This is a genomic window from Acinetobacter sp. 10FS3-1, assembly GCF_013343215.1.
GTDB classification, from domain to species: Bacteria; Pseudomonadota; Gammaproteobacteria; order Pseudomonadales; family Moraxellaceae; genus Acinetobacter; species Acinetobacter lwoffii_C.
The window spans coordinates 23,951-40,081 of sequence record NZ_CP039146.1 but is presented as its reverse complement, the minus strand read 5'-3'; the positions used below and the strand labels follow the sequence as shown (position 1 = coordinate 40,081).

16 protein-coding genes and 4 pseudogenes are annotated in these 16,131 nt (G+C 41.3%); 8 read left to right on the top strand and 12 right to left on the bottom strand.

Going from position 1 to position 16,131, the window contains the following annotated elements; genetic code table 11:
* Positions 1-164: 164 nt before the first annotated feature.
* Both E5Y90_RS16475 and E5Y90_RS16470 read right to left on the bottom strand, forming a co-directional pair.
* Positions 165-383, bottom strand: a complete 219-nt coding sequence (locus tag E5Y90_RS16475) for a hypothetical protein (RefSeq protein ID WP_000550047.1) — start codon at positions 381-383, stop codon at positions 165-167.
* 4 nt (positions 384-387) lie between these two features.
* Positions 388-1,374: pseudogene (locus E5Y90_RS16470) on the bottom strand (DUF4113 domain-containing protein); the annotation flags it as partial.
* A gap of 218 nt (positions 1,375-1,592) precedes the next feature.
* Between E5Y90_RS16470 and E5Y90_RS16465 the strand changes: the two are divergent.
* Complete coding sequence (locus E5Y90_RS16465) at positions 1,593-2,567, top strand: IS110 family transposase (protein WP_150378074.1); 975 nt, start codon at positions 1,593-1,595, stop codon at positions 2,565-2,567.
* Between the two features lie 32 nt (positions 2,568-2,599).
* Here E5Y90_RS16465 and E5Y90_RS16460 read toward each other — a convergent pair.
* The 5 genes and pseudogenes from E5Y90_RS16460 to E5Y90_RS16440 form a co-directional block, all read right to left on the bottom strand.
* A pseudogene (locus tag E5Y90_RS16460) lies at positions 2,600-2,920 on the bottom strand (Y-family DNA polymerase); the annotation flags it as partial.
* Positions 2,921-2,934: 14 nt separating this feature from the next.
* Entirely contained in the window at positions 2,935-3,561 is a 627-nt protein-coding gene (locus tag E5Y90_RS16455) for a LexA family protein (protein WP_000038641.1), read from the bottom strand.
* Positions 3,562-3,672: 111 nt separating this feature from the next.
* Entirely contained in the window at positions 3,673-4,314 is a 642-nt protein-coding gene (locus tag E5Y90_RS16450) for an SOS response-associated peptidase (protein ID WP_002046584.1), read from the bottom strand.
* 246 nt (positions 4,315-4,560) lie between these two features.
* Complete coding sequence (locus E5Y90_RS16445; RefSeq protein ID WP_150378256.1) at positions 4,561-5,667, bottom strand: ImmA/IrrE family metallo-endopeptidase; 1,107 nt, start codon at positions 5,665-5,667, stop codon at positions 4,561-4,563.
* A 12-nt stretch (positions 5,668-5,679) separates the two neighbouring features.
* A complete protein-coding gene (locus E5Y90_RS16440; RefSeq protein ID WP_001052588.1) occupies positions 5,680-6,390 on the bottom strand; it encodes a hypothetical protein in 711 nt (236 codons plus the stop codon).
* 857 nt (positions 6,391-7,247) lie between these two features.
* On the opposite strand from E5Y90_RS16440, the gene E5Y90_RS16435 reads away from it, so the two are divergent.
* From E5Y90_RS16435 to E5Y90_RS16425, 3 genes are all read left to right on the top strand, one after another.
* Positions 7,248-7,961 (top strand): phosphoribosyltransferase, encoded by a 714-nt coding sequence (locus tag E5Y90_RS16435; RefSeq protein WP_001986287.1) that lies wholly within the window; start codon positions 7,248-7,250, stop codon positions 7,959-7,961.
* Between the two features lie 393 nt (positions 7,962-8,354).
* On the top strand, positions 8,355-9,554 hold the full coding sequence (locus E5Y90_RS16430) for a tyrosine-type recombinase/integrase (RefSeq protein ID WP_000059658.1): 1,200 nt from the start codon (positions 8,355-8,357) through the stop codon (positions 9,552-9,554).
* Between the two features lie 33 nt (positions 9,555-9,587).
* Positions 9,588-9,809, top strand: coding sequence for a hypothetical protein (locus E5Y90_RS16425; RefSeq protein WP_001986288.1), 222 nt, complete (start codon positions 9,588-9,590; stop codon positions 9,807-9,809).
* Positions 9,810-10,061: 252 nt separating this feature from the next.
* On the opposite strand, the gene E5Y90_RS16420 is transcribed toward E5Y90_RS16425, so the two are convergent.
* Positions 10,062-10,313 (bottom strand): hypothetical protein, encoded by a 252-nt coding sequence (locus E5Y90_RS16420; RefSeq protein WP_004658363.1) that lies wholly within the window; start codon positions 10,311-10,313, stop codon positions 10,062-10,064.
* A gap of 194 nt (positions 10,314-10,507) precedes the next feature.
* On the opposite strand from E5Y90_RS16420, the gene E5Y90_RS16415 reads away from it, so the two are divergent.
* Both E5Y90_RS16415 and E5Y90_RS16410 read left to right on the top strand, forming a co-directional pair.
* The gene (locus E5Y90_RS16415; RefSeq protein WP_004658364.1) at positions 10,508-10,729 is read left to right on the top strand and encodes a helix-turn-helix domain-containing protein; all 222 of its coding nucleotides are present in this window, start codon (positions 10,508-10,510) and stop codon (positions 10,727-10,729) included.
* A 251-nt stretch (positions 10,730-10,980) separates the two neighbouring features.
* Positions 10,981-11,634, top strand: a pseudogene (locus E5Y90_RS16410) (IS5 family transposase).
* Positions 11,635-11,879: 245 nt separating this feature from the next.
* On the opposite strand, the gene cadR reads toward E5Y90_RS16410, so the two are convergent.
* Positions 11,880-12,287 (bottom strand): Cd(II)/Pb(II)-responsive transcriptional regulator, encoded by a 408-nt coding sequence (gene cadR / locus E5Y90_RS16405; protein ID WP_001219642.1) that lies wholly within the window; start codon positions 12,285-12,287, stop codon positions 11,880-11,882.
* Between the two features lie 95 nt (positions 12,288-12,382).
* On the opposite strand from cadR, the gene E5Y90_RS16400 reads away from it, so the two are divergent.
* Positions 12,383-13,279: a cation transporter gene (locus tag E5Y90_RS16400; protein ID WP_150378257.1), complete on the top strand. Its 897-nt coding sequence runs from the start codon at positions 12,383-12,385 to the stop codon at positions 13,277-13,279.
* A gap of 3 nt (positions 13,280-13,282) precedes the next feature.
* Positions 13,283-13,795 (top strand): signal peptidase II, encoded by a 513-nt coding sequence (gene lspA, locus E5Y90_RS16395; protein WP_150378258.1) that lies wholly within the window; start codon positions 13,283-13,285, stop codon positions 13,793-13,795.
* Between the two features lie 49 nt (positions 13,796-13,844).
* Here the strand turns inward: lspA and E5Y90_RS16390 are convergent.
* From E5Y90_RS16390 to aph(3'')-Ib, 3 genes and pseudogenes are all read right to left on the bottom strand, one after another.
* A pseudogene (locus tag E5Y90_RS16390) lies at positions 13,845-14,318 on the bottom strand (IS3 family transposase); the annotation flags it as partial.
* 105 nt (positions 14,319-14,423) lie between these two features.
* Entirely contained in the window at positions 14,424-15,260 is an 837-nt protein-coding gene (locus E5Y90_RS16385; RefSeq protein WP_000480968.1) for an aminoglycoside O-phosphotransferase APH(6)-Id, read from the bottom strand.
* A complete protein-coding gene (gene aph(3'')-Ib, locus E5Y90_RS16380) occupies positions 15,260-16,063 on the bottom strand; it encodes an aminoglycoside O-phosphotransferase APH(3'')-Ib (protein ID WP_001082319.1) in 804 nt (267 codons plus the stop codon). The genes E5Y90_RS16385 and aph(3'')-Ib overlap by 1 nt, the downstream gene beginning before the upstream one ends.
* Positions 16,064-16,131 lie beyond the last annotated feature (68 nt).

Genomic DNA, 16,131 nt, shown 5'->3' with positions numbered 1-16,131 from the left:
GCACTTTGGTAAATCGATGAGCTAAAGTGTTGTAGTCCAAACTCGATCTGACAATTACCCATTTTTTAGTGTGCCCGTCAGGTTAAATTTGAACTGAATTTTTCTCAGCCCAAATTCATTTCCAATCAAGTTATGTTTCAAGTGGCGTGCGAACACTGCACAATTTAATTCACGGTGCCTAAGACAGGTATCAACTTCGGACCAGCCATTCTAGCTTTGCTAATGATTTCCACCAGCTCATCATAAGTCAGTTCAAACTTATCCTCACTATCAAATACATAGACCATATTCTTGCCTTCATGTTCAGGTGGAGTAGGTGGTACAAATCGTTTCGGGATAAGAATTTGTGCGAGTTGTTCGTCAGTTAATTTAAATAAGTGCATGTTTTTATCCTACTCTTGGTAAGTCAGACCATTTGGTTAAATACGAAGGTGATCTAAGGTTTTGATTCATGTGCCATGTGGCTTCTTTATTGTTGGCAATGCCTAGCGTGACGAGATTCTTCCCAAACCGTTCACTGATGGCTTCGATGGCATCTGAAAGCCTTTCTCGCTCTTGCTTATGTGAATAGTCCGTGAATAGATCGGGCACAAACTTGGATTGATCTGTAATTTCGAGCAGCACGATTCCCGCCTTTTTATACTTAAAGCCTTTCTTAAATATCTGATCGATGCCTTTCATCGCGGCCTTGGTGATGAGCAGTAGATCATCCGTATGCTCATGCATTTGAACGACGATGTAAGGCGAGTAGCGCTCTGTCTTATCAAAGCGACCGGTTTGGATATACACGCCGATCATCTTGCAGATTGAGCCATCTTCCCGCATTCGTTTCACGGCTCTGGCCACATAAAGCCGAACCGAAGCTTTAATGTCATCCATTTCATACACTGGGTTGCCATATGAACGGCTGCTGATGATTTGCTTCTTCGCTACAGTATCATCACTAAGGTCAATACAAGAAAGGCCCTGTAGCTCAAGCACCGTCTTTTCCATCACGATACTAAACTGCTTTTTGATTTCTTTAGGATTGGCATTGATCAGATCCAGCACAGATTGAACACCCATAGTATTGAGCTTCTTACAGTTCTGTCTGCCTACGCCCCAAACCTCAGACACATCAACCTGCGCGAGTAGCGTTTCTGTAGAGCATGGGTCCATATGGGCCAGATTACAGACCCCATTGAAGAACTTGTTTTTCTTGGCGAGATGATTGGCAATCTTGGCTTCGGTTTTAGAGCGACCAATTCCAATACAGCAGGGTAGGCCTAACCAACGCCAAGCCTTAGCCCTCATGTCTTGAGCATATACAGTCAGGTCAAATAGATGCTCGTAAGCTGTGAGCTTCAGAAAGCATTCATCAATGGAATAGACCTTGTATCTTGGAGCTTGTAGTGATTAGCTTCCACTATATGCAAATTGTAGAGTTTGTAATAGACCTAAGACTTTTAGTCTGTGAAAGAGATAAAACCTACAATTTGCCCTAACCACTTGCACAACTCTGGACGGTAACTAAGCACTTTGATGCTGTATTCACAAGAAAAGACGGTGGTTATGCTAAAACAATAATTGGATAAATAAAGCAGGTAAAGATTATGTTTTATCTTGGTATTGATGTTGCTAAAGCTAAAATTGATTGCTGTTTAATTTTAGAAAATTCTGCAAGTAAAAAGAAAACCAAAACTTTTTCAAATACACCAAAAGGTTTTGAGCAACTTCAAACCTGGCTAAAGCAGCATGCTGCAACTTCTACGCAGACCATTATCTTAATGGAAGCCACATCTATTTATCATGAACTCTTGGCTAAATATTTATTTGATGCGGACTATCAAGTCTGTGTAACCAATCCTGCCAGAGCTCGATATTTTGCTCAGAGTATGTCTAAGCTAAATAAAACAGACAAGGTGGATAGTGAAGTTCTAGCTCGATTTGCGATGACTGCCGATCTACATTTTTGGCAACCTTTACCCCAACCTATTCAATTTCTGAATGCTTTGCTAGATAGAAGAGCTGTGCTTTGTGAAGATTTACAACGTGAAAAGAATCGTTTGGAAAAAGCAGAGTCTACCTTCACGATGGAACCTGTACTTCAGTCTATCCATAAGAGTATTAGGCAGTTAAACAAGCACATTCAGGGTATCGACCAGCAAATTGATGCTCATATCGATCAGAATCCTGATTTAAGAAATGATAAAGAACTGCTCAGCAGTATTCCAGCTATTGCAGATCGAACCAGTTTATTAATGCTCAGTTTCTTGCGCAGCCATACTTTTGAAAGCGCTAGTCAAGCGGCCGCCTTTGTTGGCTTGGTCCCCATTCAAAAGCAATCAGGTAGCTCCATTCATGGCAGAAGCCGTTTATCCAAAGCGGGCTCTTCCAAAATACGTGCCGGTTTATATATGGCAGCCATTGTCGCAACTCGGCATAATCCCCACATTAGAGGGATGAATGAAAGATTATTGGCCAATGGTAAAACCAAAATGATGGCGATTGGAGCTGCGATGAGGAAGTTGGTTCATCTTTGTTATGGTGTACTCAAACACCAACAACCTTATCAAGCGGATTATTGAGCATGAATTCTCAATAATTTGCTTGACGTTTCAGACGGTATCTCTTGATCTCCTGGTGCAACATAGTCCCCAAGCAGCTCCATAAAGCGCTTGGACATTTCGCCATATAAGGAGAAATTACTGGATAGCACCTGAATGTTATGTTGTTTGATTAGCTCTTTAATTTGGAATACAGGAACACCCATCTTGATGCCTAAGTCTTTCGCTTCCTGGCTTCTGGCCACGGCACAGCCGTCATTGTTGCTGAGCACAATGGTTGGGCGATCATTCAAGGCAGGATTAAACACACGCTCACACGAGACGTAGCAATTATTCACGTCGACTAACGCGAATATTTCATTTTCACTTTGCATGGTTATTCTTCTTTTTATGAGCGGTGATAAATACGCTTTAAATTAAAAGTCACCACACCCCAGATTGATATGGTCTGACTATCATCAGGAATGATGTGATTGTAATTCGAATTTTCAGCCTTCAACCAAAGTTCTGGAAGCGGATAATCTTCATCTCCAAATATTTCTTTGATTTCAGACTTGGACATCTTATTGGTGATCATCAGCCGCTTAATGGTCGAGGCATTGTCATCAATCAGGGCAACCACGATATCGTAATGCTTGGCTTCAATACTGCGATCAATAATGATTGGATCATTAATCTCTAGGCCAGCATCGAGCATGGATTCACTGTCTACATAGGCAATAAAAGTAGAAATAGGGTTGTGAATCAGGAACTCATTCAGATCGAGTGCTTTGTCTTGCTCATCCTTGGTGCTGAAGGCCGGACCTGCAGGAATACGCTCTAAAGAGACGGGAATAGATACTTTGGATTTGGGTAGGACAGCAGTAAGCCCTAATTTTTCAACAAGCTCATTTTGAACAGCGATTTGTTCAAGCACGGTGTTGATGGTAGGACTTGGTTTACCCTCTGGACCCATGAGCTCTTGTAAAGATGACCATGCGTCGTCAGAGAAGTAAATAGGCAACTTCTTAGACATGAGATACTCCTACGCTACGAGGCGTGTTTGGAAGTAGAATTTGTTTAAATAGGATATTACTAACAGCGTTTAAAATTCAAATTTAAAAAGTTGTGGATAAACAAGGATGCGTCAGAATAAGACGTTTTGTTTCTGCTCATCGCGTGGAAATGTGACGAATTCATCGGGCATTTGAAAGAAATATTCATGCGCATGTTCATGATCGGCTGTTAGCCAGTCTTTTCTGTACTGTTCTGGAATAACGATAATGGATCGCTTCTCATCCTTCGGTGCATGGAATTGTTTCATAAAAGGGTGATGGTCCGAATTGATGGTCAACATTGAAAAGGAACGTACCTTATTGCCATTAATCACTGCATCATCATAGATCCCTGCAACAGTAAAAGGCTGATCATCTTTACGCTTGATGGTGTACCAGTGTGGCTTGCCATTGATGTATTTCGGCTCATAAAATTCTTGTACTGGGACTAGGCAGAACTTGCTGTACTTCCAAGCATGTCGAAAGCTAGGCTTATCTGCTACAGACTCAGTTCTGGCGTTATAAGTATGACTGCTGAACTTCAATTCTTTCGCCCAGCTCGGTAGTAATCCAAACTTTGCAATATCAAGCTCTAAGTGATCTGAGCCGTTCAGAATGATTGGAGCATGATAGGAAGGGAATACATGATCCTTAAGCTCAAGATCAAACTGGCTTGTATCGACACCTAAGAGTGTCAAATTTCTTTTATTTGGAAATAGGTAATTTGAGCACATAGCCTGATCACATAACTAAAGAATTTATCTGAAATTGTATACGATGCTTTATGGAACACATGGGATTTATGGTGTCAGTTCAAGTAGGCTATATGAAAAAAGTCATGATGGGGCAAGTTACATTTTCAGTTAAAGTATGACTTATGGGATGCAAAACTACGTTGGGCGTGAAGTCATAAAAAAATTAATCAGGATTTTGCATAAATAGTGCGCCGTAAGGCGCATTATTTTTAAGGAAGGTTTGTATTACTCGACAATATATAACTTATGTTTTTTCTTCGGGGGCTCAACTTTAGCTAAAGCATCAAATGTTAATTGATTAAAATCTTCTTCAGAGATTCCAATTTCATCAAGCATTTTATTTTTATCAAAAGATGGTTGTGAGGCTAAAACAGAGATAATTTTGGGCAACATCAAACTCTCATCTCGATGAGTTTCTTCAGGTTCATTAATGTTGTAGCCCAACGAATTGATCTTTATAGAGTTACTACGATTAACCCAATCACTAACTAAGCCCAGCTTGTGAGCTTTATAGTTAATAGCCTTCAGGGATGTTCGCCAAATCTTTTTATACTCAATCATATTTTCTAGTGAAAAATAGCGTGGAGCAGTAGAAAGAAATGCATCTGTTGGCATTAAAAATTCAGATGAAAATTGATCCGCTTCAGTTTCGAGAACACGATTATCTTTCTCGACACGAATTTTTTTGTTATGCGTATGCATAACGGTATGACCAAGTTCGTGTGCACAATCGAAGCGGGCTCTTTCGGCAGACTTAAATGTATTTAGAAATATGAAAGGGCTACCACTTTCATCATCAAAAAAAGATAGTGCATCAATTTCTCGAATTTCAGTCGGTAATCTAAAGACACGGATTCCCTTTAGCTCACACAACGAAACAATGTTATTAATAGGTTGATTACCTAAAGCCCATAAACCTCTCAACTCTGACGCTAGGTGATCGGCATACTTAGATTCACCCAAAAACTCAGTAATATCTAAATCAGGACGGTGAAAAGTAGGTAACTTTACTTTCTGATTTAAGTACTTGTTAATATTTATTGCTAAAAGAGTATATGCCTCATTAGCTTTTCTATGCTGTGCTTTAATACGAGCAACCGATCTATAGAAGATTTGGTCTGTTTCATGTGGTTGTGTGTCATTACCTGCAAAGAATGACTTGGGTAAATTTAATACACGGCATATATCATCTTGATCATTTTCATTGATTTCTTTATCCACGTCTAAAAGTTGCTTTACCTTAGAGATAGAGCAACTCAATTTTTCTGCGAAATCGGTATTGCTAAGTCCTCGTAATTCTTTAGCAATACGTAAACGATCTTTATTAAACACATTAACCTCAGATTAAACTACAAGCTGAATATCAAAATCATCTGGTTTAATTTCATTAGATGGTTCCAATACTGGCTTAGGATCAGTTTTTACAGGAACTGTATTATCTATTTCAAATGCAATTCTGCAAGTATGGTCACTTGGTAAAATTGAAATTTTTTTCGCTTTTAAGTCCTGTACGAAGCTAGTTGGGTATGCAAATTCAAAAGGAATATTTGGGATATCAATGTCTTTATAGGCTGGATGTGATGCTGAAGGAAAGTATAAAATCCATGTTCTCAATTTTGTCTCATCATCATAAGCAGACTGATTCTCCTTAATATTATTTAATGTCATTAATCCTTTTTCACAGTGTGCTGATACAACTTGATCAGCTAACCCCAATGCAATATTCCCGCTCATAAAGATAATTTGTATTTTCTTTACTGTATTCTCAATTCTTGGCTGGCTGTCATTGTGGAATATCCAAGCAGGATCAGATTGTCGAAGCAGTAAAGCAATCTGTTCTCCAATTTTTCCCCATCGTGCAATAAAGCGTGCACGGTTATAGTGAGTATTTGTTCTATAGTCAGCATCACCGATCATAATTGCGTTTCTGACTAACTCGAGATCAGGTAATCCTAACTGTTTAGCTTTTTTGATAGCATTTTCACCTTTGAAAAAATCACATGGCGTGGGTTCAGAAGGTTGGATTGATTCTTCATCAAGGAGATTTAAATTCATCTTAAAAGTTATCCTAAAGTAGCGAATGTCTTTTTTATAACATCTTTTGATGTTTTAAAAAAGATATTTTTATAAATGTGTGCTATCTTCACTTACAACTTGATAATAAGAATTTTGGAGAAGAGACGTTGAGTAACTTATTCATTAATCATAAAAATTGTCCTGAATGCGGTGGCCGTATCAAAGGCTATTATTACTACTGTGGGCAGTGTGGTAGTCAAAATGTTGTAAACTGGAAGCACACGGGGATATTTTTGTTGATTGCTGGAAAGATTTTTCTGGTTGCTATGCTTTTTTTGCTAAAAAATTTTGTTCAAATCCATTTTTTTCACAAGTTTCATTGTGCTAATTTTTTAAATAATTCATAGAGGTTGATAGTAAAATGAAAGTTAAAGATTTAATTAAATAATTAGAAGAGTTTGATCTGGAATTAGATGTTTTAATTGCTAATGAAGAGAACAAAATCATTGGCATAAAAACCCTAGCCCGATTCTTTGAAATAAGCTATGTTTCTTTTGTTCATCCAGAGACACAAAGAAATGATATGGAAAGAAATGTTGAATTTACCTTTTTAGGAATGTCGACTAAAGACTCTAGAGTTATTGTTTTTATTGACGTTGTTCCATAATTTTCAAGTAGTCAAAATGAGTATACAATATTCATGTGATGCAAGAAGATACAACTGGATAGGATGGGCCCATAAGTATTTGAAGCTGCCTCGTGTATGATCATGGGGACTGTCCAAACAAACGGCTTTTGAGAGTGCTGCCTGATACGAAAAATAATATCCAAGAGATGCTAGCGGTAAATTTAGTGTAAAATTTAATGCTAGCCATCATTAAAACTTATTTAAAAATATGAAGTTATATCGCACAGATTGGAATATGTTTCCTAAAACGGTTATTGACCGTGGTCTTGGAGATGCAACCTCTCATTACATGTATGAAGCTGCTAAAGCAGGGGATGTTGAAAGTGCGTATATTTTAGCTAAAGATTTAGTTTCGGATGAGGCGATTGCTGAACTAGAAAGAATTATCGATGGTCGGGAAACTATTATAGTACCTGTACATGCTGAGGAAGCAGTCGGTCGTAATATGATTCCTTTAGCTACTTCAGCAGTTATAGCAAAGAAACTTGGGCTTGAAGTTGATACGAATATAGTTCAAGCTATAAAAGTATCAAGAACTGGCGGTGATGGGTGGCATAGATTAGCCAACCCACCAGCATTTGATGGGACAATAAACAATGATAAATGTGTTATTATTGTTGATGATACCCAGACCCAAGGTGGTACTTTTGCAGCATTAAAAGGTCATATTGAAACAACTGGGACGAATAAAGTTATTGGAGCATATGCACTGACGGGTAAACAATACTCATCACAATTAGCTCTAAGTAAAGAAACTCTTCAGCAATTGAGGGATGTATATGGTAATCTTGAAGCATGGTGGAAATCGATTTACGGGTACGATTTCGAAAGGCTCACAGAGTGGGAAGCAAAGTATATCCTCAACTCTCGTAAAACAGCTGACGAAGTCCGAGATAGAATCATTGCGTCAAAACAAACGTGATGCTTATGCACTTATGATGAAAATGAATTAATTATTATTTAATTAAGTTAAAAGACTGCTATATAGCGGTCTTTTTTGTTTTTGAGCTCTACAAATTTTAATGAGTACATATAGTTACTTTTATAAAAATGATAATAAAGGGTAGAGGAGGTCATCTAAGAATTTAAAGCACAAGACTTATTTAACATTGATGACAGAAAAAGTGAGTTGTTGGGAACTTAAAGAAGAGGTGGTACTTATAATGGTTACTAAAATACAAATACTTAAAATATTAAATATATAAAACAATATATTACAAATATATATGATGCGTAGTGTACGCATCATATATATTTTCTTCTATTTTGATATAATGGATCTCGTCAATCCGCTGATAGGTTTCATTTAAATTTCATGAGTCTTACTGAAATTAAAGTTCGCCAAGCTCATTGCAAGGAAAAAACTTGTTTTTTATCCGATGAAGATGGACTTAGCCTGAAGATTGAGCCGACTGGAAGAAAATCTTGGTGCTATCGCTATACAGATCCACAAACAAAAAAACGTCGCCGCATTCAGTTGGGGCTTTATCCTGATTTATCGCTGAAAAAGGCACGACAAGTCAAAGATGACTTTAAAGACAATAATTATTGTTTTGAGCATGATACTGTCTCTAATGTCATCACCTTTCGTAAGGTAGGGGAGGAGTGGCTGCAGTTCAAACTGAAAAATGCATTTAATGATTCACCCCGCTGCGGTGTACTACAGTTAGCAGAAAGATGTTTACAGCAAGATATTTATCCAGACCTTCAGGATTTACCTTTTCAAAACATCAAGCGTTATGACCTGGTTTCAGTAATCAAAAAAATAGAGGGACGCCAAGTAAAAGAACCTGTCAAGAAAGCTTGTAGTTATTTGAACCAAATTTATGACTACGCTGTAGCGATGGGTTATTGTGAATTCAACATCGCGCATGGTTTAAATAAAATCGCCATTAACAGTAAAATCAAGAAGAATTATCCGTATTTGAAAGCGGAGGATATATCAGATTTTAAGAAAAATTTATTAAAATTGGATGCCCATCCGATTATTAAAAAAGCACTGCTGTTCAAATTACATACTGGCGTGCGAGGGGCTGAATTGTTATTGGCTGAGCCTCATCATTTTGATTTAAATGAAAAAATCTGGAAAATACCTGCCTTGCATATTAAACAGTTTCGACGAAAAGTCATATTAGGCCATGAGATTCCCGACTTCTTAGTTCCACTTTCAGATCAGGCTTTAGATATTTTAAAAGACGTCATGCAATGGTCATACGGTGAAAAGTACATTTTTGCTAGCCCACGGAAACATAATCAACCGATTCATTTTAATACATTAAATATGGCTATACGTAAGATGGGCTATGGAAAACATCAATTATCCTCTCATGGACTACGTTCCACTTTTAGTACCATTTTGAATGACTCAGGTTTGTTCCAGGATAACTGGATTGAGGCACAACTTTCACATATTGATAAGAACCGTACCCGTGCCAGCTATAATCACGCTGACTATTTAGCCCAGCGGACTGAAATGATGCAGTGGTGGGGTGATTATTTAAGTACTGCTAAGTGAAAATCGTACTTTTATACATAGACTTAAAACATTATGGGGTTTCAAATGGATAGTAAACAATATACTTGCCGTGTTACATGGTCAGCAGAATATAATGAGTATGTTGGGTTGTGTGCTGAGTTTCCATCATTGTCTTGGCTTGATGCGGATCAGTCTAAAGCATTCTCAGGAATAGAGGAGCTCGTTGCTGATGTTGTCGCTGATATGATTAGCAATAATGAAAAAGTTCCTACACCACTCTCCGGGAAAATATAGTAGGCAGTTTGTTGTCCTTGTTCTCAGTGGTTCAACAAAAACTAGCCCTCGAAGCCGCAGAACGTGGCGTGGACATAAATTGTTTAGTATCAGTAAAAAGAGCGATGTAATTTTAGTACGAGTGAGTGATAGAGCAGGAACCTATGCTTCATATATTCAGTAAATGGTATGTTTTTGAATTAATAGGTATTTTTAAATAAAGCTTTCTTTGATTTAGTGCTTTTTATTTAATAAATTAATTTTAAAAACAACTTAGGCTAATTGATAAACACTATCTGGAAAGATTAAAAGAAAATATTTTTTAATTTCTGCTAATTCATTTAAGGCAGGTTCCCTTTCAAGCAGTTGAAATGTCCAAATAAGTACAGCCTGATGATTATCATAGCAAGTATTTACTCCAAGAAAATTAGCCATTCCATAACTTCTATTGATGTTCATTTCTTTAATTAATTGATTTCCTAAGTCACGAGCTTGCTGGCTGATCAATAACTCATTTGGTAACACGGCGGTCATCTCCACAAAATAATCTAATGCAGGTTCAATCCTTATATTTAAAAAGTTATAATTTAGTTGAAATGGATAAAATATACTTTCTATAAGTTGTAATAACCTGCTGTAGGTTAATTTTAGCAAAGTATTACTCAGTCAACAACTTCAAATAACCCACAGCAAGTTATTTTTTGTAAATTAATTTAAATATGATTACTTGTAAGTTATCTAGCCTCATGGGCGATAGAAAAATTTTAAAATTAAGTGAAGTGGTGCATGCAACAGGTATCAATCGCAACACGCTCACAAGTATGTATTATGACCGTGCTGTACGTATTGAATTACCAGTCGCCGATAAGTTGTGTAAGTACTTTAACTGTACGATGAATGATTTGTTTGAGTTTAAGGAAGAAGTTGAAGAAAAAGATTAACTTAATACTTCGTTTGATAAGTTTTTCGAAGAAAAAGACTAGCCAATACTTAGTTTGATAAGTTTTTCTCTGCAGATCTAATATTGAATTTTATAAAATATCATTACAAACAGATACTAATTTCATTACTTCTAAAATGAAATCAATCGAATGGTAGAGTTTTTTTGCTATTTGCATTTTAAGGTGGGATTTTGAGGCCTTGTTGCGCAAACCTACCGATAAGGTCTTATACAGCAATAGCCTACACCTAAATTTATCGTACACCGAATTGGTCATCCTACAATCATGCTTTGATCAATCATGGTAATTTTACAATTTGGTTTGATACTAAGATTCAATGATATTCGCAGTCACAAGGAAAACATGGTCGAAATCAAACTTATTCTGACATAGCCATTCAGTGCTATCTCATGATTAAATCCTTATTTCGTCTTTCTGTATGCATGGTGACTGGCTTTGTCCAAAGCTTGATTAAACTTTGCGGATTAGATTGGACAGCTCTGGATTATTCAACCATTCGCAGAAGACAAAAGCATATTGATATTCAAATTAGCTATGAAAAGAGTTGCAATGGACTGCATCTACTCGTTGATTCCACGGATTTGAAGTTCTTAGGTGAAGGTGAATGGAAACGTAAAAAGCATTAGCCGAAATATCGTCGCCAATGGCGTAAACTTCATATTGGTATAGATACTAAAACCCTGCTAGGTAGAACACTATGGAAAAAATGGTCAGGCTATCATCGCCGAAGTTTGGTCGAAACAAAGATGCACTGCATCAAATTATTAGGCGATAAATTAATGGCAAGAAGCTTTCCTAGTCAGATGAGTGAAATTCATGCTCGCGTAGCAGTCCTCAACAGATTTATGGAATTAGGCCGACCTAATACCCGAGTTGTAACTTAAATTTGAGTTGCTTAGGAAAACTCAATCTTTAAAGGCTTTATGCAACAAAGAACTTCGAAATTGATTTATGGATTATGAGCACCCTAAGGGCTTATAATTCAAAATATTTTCAATTATGGGGTGGTGAATTTTGGATAAGGTGAAAGCAAAAAAAATAGGGTAAGCGGATTAAATGGTTGATCTTACCTTTGCATGAGAGTGAGGCAAACCGGCATCTCATCGGATTATCTGGTTGGCACTCCAACCTACTGCTGATGCATGCTTCCCTCGCTAATTCCAGCAAGAACCCCACACGCCTTAACTTCCCGGTCATCGTTGCAACGCGCTCTTAGTGAAACGAGTTGTTTCTCAAGCGCCTGTAGAGCGGTTATCTGCGAGCGTACATGAGAGATGTGATCATCGAGCAAGGCATTGACAGCGGTACAGGACTGATGAGGGTCGTCCTGATAGCGCTTTAGTTCGTGAATTTCTGCCAGTGACAGATCCAGGATGCGGCAGCGACGAATAAAGGCCAGCCGCTCAACGTGTTTCTCGGTATAGACACGGTAACCGTTCTCCTGCCGACCAGGCGGCGGCAACAAGCCCTGCCGTTCGTAGAAGCGGATCGTCTGTGTATCTACCCCTACTGACTGTGCCAACTGACCAATACGCATCGGGTTCCTCCGCAACGGATTCTCTACGCTATTGACATTATAGCTACTATATAGTTTTAAATGAAAACCCGATCACATTCAAGTGGAGTCATATCATGAGTAAAAACTGCGGAGGCCCCTGTGGCGACCATGCAAGGCCTGCGGCGGATACCGATATGCAGGCCTCCTCCGATGCGTCGGGGGAATGGGTCAGTGTTTATGCCGTGCCGAAGATGGACTGTCCATCAGAAGAGCGCATGATTCGCCTGGCCCTGAACGGCGTTGAGGGGATTCGGGTACTGTCCTTCGACTTGTCGAACCGCCAGTTGAAGGTCGTGCATGACGGTGAGGTCGAGCCCGTCACCTCGAAACTGAAGACCTTGGGGCTAGGCGCCTCGCTTCAGGAAACCGTCGCTGCAAATCCGGAGACCATCAAGGCCGCCGAGTTTTCGGCAGCTTCTGCTAAGCAAGAATCCGGGACCCTGCGCTGGTTGCTCGGCATCAATGCACTTCTGTTCGTGGTGGAAATGACTGCCGGTCTGATCGCCCGGTCCACCGGCCTGATTGGAGAATCCCTGGACAATTTTGCCGATGCGGCGGTGTACGGGCTTGCCCTTTATGCGGTTGGACATAGCGTGAAAATGCAGGTACGTGCCGCGCATCTTGCTGGTGTACTGCAACTGATCTTGGCTGTGGGCGTACTCATAGAGGTGGTGAGACGCTTTGTATTCGGTAGTGAGCCTGAATCGCTGGTGATGATGGCTATCGCATTCGTCGCATTGATTGCCAATACCAGTTGTCTGCTGCTCATATCCAAACATCGGGAGGGCGGGGCGCACATGAAGGCAAGCTGGATATTCTCGGCCAACGACGTGGTGATCAACCTGGGGGTCATCACCGCCGGCGCTCTGGTCGCGTGGACCGGGTCCAATTATCCGGATCTGATTATCGGCACCATCGCGGGGGTAATTGTACTTAACGGTGCTAGACGCATTCTGGCGCTCAAGGATTAAGCAATGTCCATTTTTGGCAAACATCTGTCACCGTACGCTATGTTGTCCATATCGGGCCTGCTGGCAGCGTCTGATCAGGCCGTAAAATGGCTGGTGCAACAATCAATGGCATATGGCGAGTCTATTTCAGTGACCTCATTCTTTAACTGGGTACACGTATGGAATACCGGTGCCGCATTCAGTCTTTTTGCGAATGGTGGAGGCTGGCAGCGCTACTTTTTTATCGGAATCGCGGTAGTGGTCTCGATTTTTCTGATCAAGCTGATCCTTGAAAATCGTCATAAAGGAGAAGCCATCGCTTACAGTCTTATCCTCGGTGGCGCCATGGGCAACCTGATTGACCGGGTCTTTCGCGGCTATGTTGTGGATTCCTTTGATTTCTATTGGCGAGACTGGCATTGGCCGGCCTTCAACCTGGCTGATATTGCAATTGTCCTCGGTGCCTTACTTTTAGTTTCCAGCAGCTTGTTGGGTAAAAAAGCAAACACCAATGCTGAGTCGGATGGATCTGACTGACACCTACGCCTTGAACCGTACCGGGTTTGTCGGAGACTTTTTATTTAAGTTAGGCCACCTGACCTAACGGATTAATCTTATCATAGTAGATTGCTTCAAACTCAAAAGGTGATACATAACCCAGTGCACTATGTACACGTTCTTTATTGAACCAATCTACCCAGTTTAGTGTCGCAAGTTGTACATCTGCTAAACCTTGCCAATCTGCTTTTAAATATTCAATCACCTCTGTTTTGTATAAGCCATTCACCGTTTCAGCCAAAGCATTATCGTATGAATCACCAGTCGTACCGACTGATGCTCGTAAATTTGCTGCTTCTAAACGATTGGTATAACGAATGGAAAGATATTGCACACCTCTGTCGGAATGATGAATCACATTCTTTGGCATGCCTCGGTCATGCAATGCTTGCTCCAATGCATCGAGCACCATGTCTGTATTCATACGTGTTGATACTTTCCATCCAACAATTGCTCGTGAGAACACATCAATAATAAAGGCGGTATAGACCCAACCTGAATGGGGTCGTTTGCGGGAGAGGGCGAAATCCTACGCTAAGGCTTTGGCCAACGATATTCTCCGGTAAGATTGATGTGTTCCCAGGGGATAGGAGAAGTCGCTTGATATCTAGTATGACGTCTGTCGCACCTGCTTGATCGCGGCCGCGATAGCTAGATCGCGTTGCTCCTCTTCTCCATCCGCGTTCCAAGCTGCGGAAAGGCACCCATAAGCGTACGCCTGGTCGAGCAGGCGACGCGGATCGACGTCCAGCGCACGAGAGAATGCGTCCGCCATCTGTGCAATGCGTCTAGGATCGAGACAAAGGTCGTCTCTGTCAGCCGGATCGTAGAACATATTGGCGGCGCCAAAGCCCACTTCACCGACCAGACCGACGGGATCTATCACCAGCCAGCCGCGACTGGAGAACATGATGTTTTCATGATGCAGATCGCCATGTAGCCCACGCAGTTCCGAGGCATTGCTCATCATTTGATCGGCTATAATCGCCGCGTGGACGTAGTCAGTTTGACAACCTGCGTTTTGATCATCGCGCGCCCGCTGAAACAAAGCTGCAAAGCGATCCCGGATCGGGAGAAGGGCAGAAGGCAGGGGTTCCTCAGATGCGGCATACAGCTTCGCCATTAGTTCCGCTGCAATTTCGGTCGCCTGGTAGTCGCCGTGCTCGGCAACGATGTGAGAGAGCATTCGCTCCCCGGCATATTCGAGCAACATCAGATTGTTCTCACGACCGAGCAACCGGACTGCTCCCCTCCCATTGCGCCATACCAGATAGTCGGCCCCGCGCAGTTCATCAGCAATGTCTTCTATAGGTTTCAATCCCTTGACGATTGCAGGAGTCCCGTCTGGCAATGAAACTTTCCAAACGAGGCTGGAAAAGGTGTCCGCAATGAGAACAGGTTGCGAAACGTGCCAATGAGCAGGAAAAACAGGCGGCATGAACATCAACCCCAAGTCAGAGGGTCCAATCGCAGATAGAAGGCAAGGCGTTCGCGGTCGGGGGCTTCGATCCCCAATACATTGAATAGGACAGCGAAGGCGCGCTCTGCTTCATCTGGCGCTGCCCAGTTCTCTTCGGCGTTAGCAATCATGAGTGCCAAATCGGCATAGCGATCTGCTGTTCCGAGCCGCCCAAGGTCGATCAGACCCGTGCATTGAAGAGTTTTAGGGTCCACCATGAAGTTCGGCATGCAGGGATCACCATGGCAAACAACCATATCGGTGCGCTCTTGGTCGAGCCGCACCGGTAGCTCTCGTTCGACACGAGCCAAAAGATCGAGCTGCGGCGTACTCTTGTCCTCGTCCGGTAAGAAGTCGGGATTGACGGCATTGCGGGACACCACATCAACGGCGCGTCCGAACATTCGCGACAGCCTGCGCTCAAACGGACATTGATCAACCGATAGGCTGTGAACAGCGCCAAGTTGCTGCCCCATTGACGGCCACGCTTTGAGCAAATCCGCTCCAGACAGATCAGCCGCCGGTACTCCCGGAATTGCCGTTATCACCAAGCATGCACCCTCCTGTTCCTCCTGCCAGTTGATCACCTCGGGGCAAGCCACACCTCGACCTTTGAGCCAAATGAGGCGGTCACGCTCTCCAGCGAGCTCACCGCGGCGGGAAGCAGGTGCGATTTTCGCGAAGGCATGCCCGTCACCACGTCGAAAAACAAAATCACCAGATTCTCCGCCTCTGACAGGCAACCAGTCAGAATGCGATTCACCAAAAAAAATATTAGTTCGATTCAATGGAGGTTCCTTCAGTTTTCTGATGAAGCGCGGAGGTGAGAGGTGGTCCCACTTGTTTGAACAACTAA